Annotated in this window: 6 protein-coding genes; 1 reads left to right on the plus strand and 5 read right to left on the minus strand. The window is 72.2% G+C overall.

All coding sequences use genetic code 11. From position 1 onward, the window contains the following. Positions 1-31: 31 nt before the first annotated feature. The 3 genes from HMPREF3086_RS17125 to HMPREF3086_RS17135 are packed head-to-tail and all read right to left on the minus strand — an operon-like array spanning position 32 to position 2,438. A complete protein-coding gene (locus HMPREF3086_RS17125; RefSeq protein ID WP_061917526.1) occupies positions 32-898 on the minus strand; it encodes a maleylpyruvate isomerase N-terminal domain-containing protein in 867 nt (288 codons plus the stop codon). Then, on the minus strand, positions 895-1,767 hold the full coding sequence (locus HMPREF3086_RS17130) for an acyl-CoA thioesterase domain-containing protein (RefSeq protein WP_070723149.1): 873 nt from the start codon (positions 1,765-1,767) through the stop codon (positions 895-897). Before HMPREF3086_RS17130 ends, HMPREF3086_RS17125 begins: the two co-directional genes overlap by 4 nt. Continuing rightward, positions 1,764-2,438, minus strand: a complete 675-nt coding sequence (locus HMPREF3086_RS17135) for a TetR/AcrR family transcriptional regulator (RefSeq protein ID WP_243699685.1) — start codon at positions 2,436-2,438, stop codon at positions 1,764-1,766. The genes HMPREF3086_RS17130 and HMPREF3086_RS17135 overlap by 4 nt, the downstream gene beginning before the upstream one ends. Before the next feature lie 161 nt (positions 2,439-2,599). On the opposite strand from HMPREF3086_RS17135, the gene HMPREF3086_RS17140 reads away from it, so the two are divergent. Beyond that, the gene (locus tag HMPREF3086_RS17140; RefSeq protein WP_083324508.1) at positions 2,600-3,319 is read left to right on the plus strand and encodes an enoyl-CoA hydratase/isomerase family protein; all 720 of its coding nucleotides are present in this window, start codon (positions 2,600-2,602) and stop codon (positions 3,317-3,319) included. A gap of 130 nt (positions 3,320-3,449) precedes the next feature. Here the strand turns inward: HMPREF3086_RS17140 and HMPREF3086_RS17145 are convergent, their stop codons facing one another. Both HMPREF3086_RS17145 and HMPREF3086_RS17150 read right to left on the minus strand, forming a co-directional pair. Then, positions 3,450-3,791: a histone-like nucleoid-structuring protein Lsr2 gene (locus tag HMPREF3086_RS17145; protein WP_061229945.1), complete on the minus strand. Its 342-nt coding sequence runs from the start codon at positions 3,789-3,791 to the stop codon at positions 3,450-3,452. A 161-nt stretch (positions 3,792-3,952) separates the two neighbouring features. Beyond that, positions 3,953-4,280, minus strand: a 328-nt coding sequence (locus tag HMPREF3086_RS17150) for a sirohydrochlorin chelatase (protein WP_305790945.1), incomplete at its 5' end; no start/stop codon positions are given.

Raw genomic sequence — 4,280 nt, forward strand, 5'->3', positions numbered from 1 at the left:
CGCGGCAGGGACCCTCACGCCGACGGCCCGCTCACGCGGACAGCCCGGCCTCCAGGGCGGCGTCGAGGCCGTCGCGGTCGCCGGTGACCTCCAGGCCCGCGGCGCCCGCGCGCACGCGCCCCCACAGCAGCAGGGCGAGAGTCTCCGGCGGGCCGGCCACCTCGACCTCCCCGCCGTCCGGGGGCCCCGGCAGTTCCCACTCGAGAGCACCCAACGAGCCCGCACCGACCGGCTCGGCGCCCGCCGCGAGGCCGCCCGCCGCCACACCGTCCGAGGCGGCGTGGGGCACGGCACGCAGGCGGATCGTCAGCGGCAGCGCGGGCACGCGGCCGGAGAAGTGCGGGCGCATCACCGTGCAGAACTCGTCGATGCCGTCGACGGCCACGTCCTCCGACACGGGCGTCGTCGCGGCCGCGCCGTGCAGCGCGGCCTCGACGCCCCAGCGGTGGATCGTGGTCTCGTGCAGCTGGCGTCGCAGCCAGAAGTCGGCGCGGCCAGCGCCGGAGAAGGTCCAGGCGGGCGCGTCGGGGGCGGCGTCGGTGAGGGTCCGGAGCATCTCATCGGCGATCCGCGCGTACCAGTCGGCGAGCGCATCCGCGCCGTCCGCGGCCGGCGGCGCCGAGCGCTGCACCGCGCTCATACCGCGGCTCCGGGCGTCGGGCGTCGCGTCGCGGACGGTCTGACCCGCCCACCAGTTGACGGTGCCCAGGTGCGCGACGAGATCGCGGACGGTCCAGTCGGGGCACGAGGGCACGGCGGCGGTGACGTCCGCAGCACCCGAACCCGAGCCACCCGACCCCGAGCCACCCGACCCGTCCCCCGCCAGCGCGAACCGCACCAGCCCGACCTGCGCCTCGAGCGCGTCGAGCATCCTGGCGTGGCTCAGGCCGCCGGTCATACCCGCCTCGCCCTCTCCGAGCCGCCGAGCGAACCGCGGTCCTGTGAGTCACCGCCCGGCCCGCGCCGCGTGAAGTCGATCTGCCGCCCCGCGTTGGACACGGCCACGACGGTGCCGGTCGCGAACACGCCGTCGCGGTCGAACAGCGAGGCCGTGCCCACCGCGACGCCCTCGGCGCTGATGTGCTCGTCGGCCTCGATCCCCAGGTCACGCGACCGCGGCAGCCGTGCCAGCGCGACGGTGAGGTCGGCGTTGATGAAGCCGATCCCCTCGTCGCCCCAGTGGGTCATGAGGCTCGTCGACTCGGCCAGCGTCACCGCGCGCTGGAACGGCGTGGAGTCCTCGCCGGTGATGGTGTCGAGCGGCTGCTGCCAGAAGCGTTTGCGCTGGTCGTTCTGGTGCGAGCCCATATCGCGGTCCCACGTGACGGGGTCCTCACCGCTGCCGAAGAAGACGTTCGAGCCCGGCTTGTCGGGCTCGTCCGCGGCCCCCGTCGGGGGCTCGACGACCCGCCCCGACCGCCAGATCCGGCCCGGCGGCTGCTCCCCGCGGCGCAGCTGGACGAGCGTGGCGCGGGCGACGGCCTTGTCACCCTGCGTCAGTTCGACGTCGGCCACGCGGATCCGGTTGCCGGCCCGGATCTCCGAGGTGCGCGCGACGAGCGGTTCGTTGCGAACCGGGGCGAACAGGTCCACGGTCAGGCGCGCCGGCTGGAATCCGTCGGCGCCGTGCTCGAGCTCCAGAGCGCGCGCGGTCGCCGCCACCACGGCCGGGCCGTTGACCATGTTGTCCGACCATGCACTGCGCGCGAAGATCGTGGGGATGTAGGCGCCCGAGTCGTCCAGGGTGAAGAACGCGCGGTCGCTCATCGGGCCGCGCCGTCCGTGCCGGTGGCGCCGAGCGTGCGCGTCGTCCCCGCCGAGCCGCCCGCCCACGACCGCAGGATCGCCGCGAGCTGCGTCTCGAAGTACTGCTCGGCGCTGGGCGAGGACCGCCACACGCTGAGCTCCAGCGACACCACGCCGTGCAGCGACGCCCAGATGGCGGTCGCGGCCTCGTGCACGTCGGCGGCCCGGAAGACGCCCTCGTCGACCGCCGCGTCCACCACCTCGAGCAGCGGCTCGCGCCACAGCGGCTCGTCGGGGTCACCGGCACCGCGCTCGGTCCCGGCCCGCGGCGACCGCGCGGGCTCGCCCACGACGAGGCCGTAGAGCCCCTGGTTCTCGAGCGCCCACAGGCGGTAGGCGCGGCACAGGGACCGGACGTCGCCTTCGACGCTGTCGTGCCGCAGGGCGTCGCGCAGGGCGGCGGCGAGCTGGCTGTCGGCCTCGTGCGCGACCGCGGCGAGCAGTCCGGCCTTGCCGCCGAACATCGTGTAGATCGCCGTGGTGGAGGTGCCCTGGGAGGCGGCCAGGGGCCGCAGTCCGAGCGTCTCCGGGGGCGCGTCGCGGAGCCGCCTGGTGGCCTCGTCGAGGATCCCCCGGCGCAGCGAGTCGTCGTACTGGGCGTGGGTGGAGGCACGCGTCGAGGAAGGGGTCACCCCGGCAGGGTACGACGACGACGACGAGTTCACCGTCATACCGGCGTGGCGTGTCGGCGGGACACCGTGATACGGGCGTCGCGACAGTGCCGTCACGCCGGCTCCGCACCTGCTGAGACAGTGTTACCCGCCCGTCTGCCGGGGCGGCCTAGGCTGGGTCCATGACCACCCTGAGCCGTCATGGCAGCGTCTACGTCCTGCGCTTCTCGGAGCTGATGGACACTGAGCCGACCACCACCGAGCCGACAGCCGAGCCCGGCAATCCCGAGAACGTCTTCTCGCCGGACCTCCTCGACTCGCTCGACGCCGCGCTCGACGAGGTCGAGGCCTCCGAGGGCCCGGCCGCGCTGGTCACCACGGGCGCCGGTCGGTTCTACTCCAACGGGCTCGATCTGGGGGTCGTCGCCTCGGACCCCGCGGGGCTGCCCGCGTACGTGACGCGGGTGCAGCGGCTGTTCGCCCGGGTGCTGCGGCTGGAGCTGCCGACCGTCGCGGCGGTCAACGGTCACGCGTTCGGCGCCGGGGCGATGCTCGCGGTGAGCCACGATCACCGGGTGATGCGGTCTGACCGCGGCTACTGGAACCTTCCCGAGGCGAGGCTGGGGATGCCGTTCCCGGCGGGCATGAACGCGCTCGTGACGACCCGCCTCGGTCACCCGGTGGCGTCCACCGCGATGCTCACCGCCCGCCGCTACCCCGCCGCCGAGGCCGTCTCGGCCGGGATCGCGCACGAGGCCGTCGACGCCGAGTCGGTCCTCGACCGGGCCGTCGCCGTGGCCGCGGAACTGGCCTCGCTGCGCGGGCCGAATTACTCGGGCATCCGCGCCGGTCTCGTCGCGGGGATACTGCCCCATCTGGACGCGCCGGTCGAGCGACTCTGAGCCGCCGGGATGGAATACGCCGCGAACTGACCGGCCGCGGCGTGAATCACGCAAGAGGAAAAGGACCTCAGCCCCCATCAACGGAGCCCATCGCCCGCCCGTCCGGGCGGCCGCGCTCTGCCCACGGCGATCAGTTGGCCGCAGCGTACGCGTCCATGATGTCGGCGGGAATTCGGCCGCGGTCGGAGACCTCATATCCGTTGTTCCGCGCCCATTCACGAATGGCCTTGGTCTCCCCCGACGAGGACGTCTTGCTCGCCGTCCGGCGTGCCGGCTTGGCCTTGGTCGATGTCACGCGGTGGCCGTTCTCGACGTACGGCGCCATGACCTCACGGAACTTCTCGGCGTTCTCATCACTGAGGTCGATCGTGTATTCCTTGCCGTCGAACGCGAACGAAATGGAATTGGCCTCTGTGCCGAGATCCGTTCCGTCGAGGTCGTCGATGTACTGAACCTGGAACTGTTGTGCCATGCGCTTCTTCTCCCTGCTCCGGCTATCCGTCTTTCGAGGACATTATGCACAAACAATTCACAGTCCGCACACACTACTTTTGAAAACGTTCGATGGAAATGTTTGCAACGCTGACGTTTTAAGTCGATTCACAGGTGTTGGGCGTGTAAGTCGTCGTGACTTTAGCGACCGATTGCCGCGGAATTCTCGCGATATCTCCGCACGATCAGATCGATGATCTCCGGGTGCGCACCCAATGGCGCGGAGGTGATATCCCCGCCCGCGGCGGCCAGTCGATCGGCGAAGAATCCCGGAGCGAGCAGGTGCGTCGCCACGGCGATCCGACGGTGTCCGTCAGCGCGCAGTCGCGTGACCTCCTCGGTGACCGTCGGACTCGCCGCGGACGCGAAACCGGCGGTCACGGGCGTGCGGAGCAGCTCGGCGAGGCGCGCGGCCAGCGCGCGTGTCTCCGCGACCGACGACGCGTCGCTGCTGCCGGCCGCGCCGAGG

The sequence above is a fragment of the Dietzia sp. HMSC21D01 genome, assembly GCF_001815995.1.
GTDB classification, from domain to species: Bacteria; Actinomycetota; Actinomycetes; order Mycobacteriales; family Mycobacteriaceae; genus Dietzia; species Dietzia cinnamea.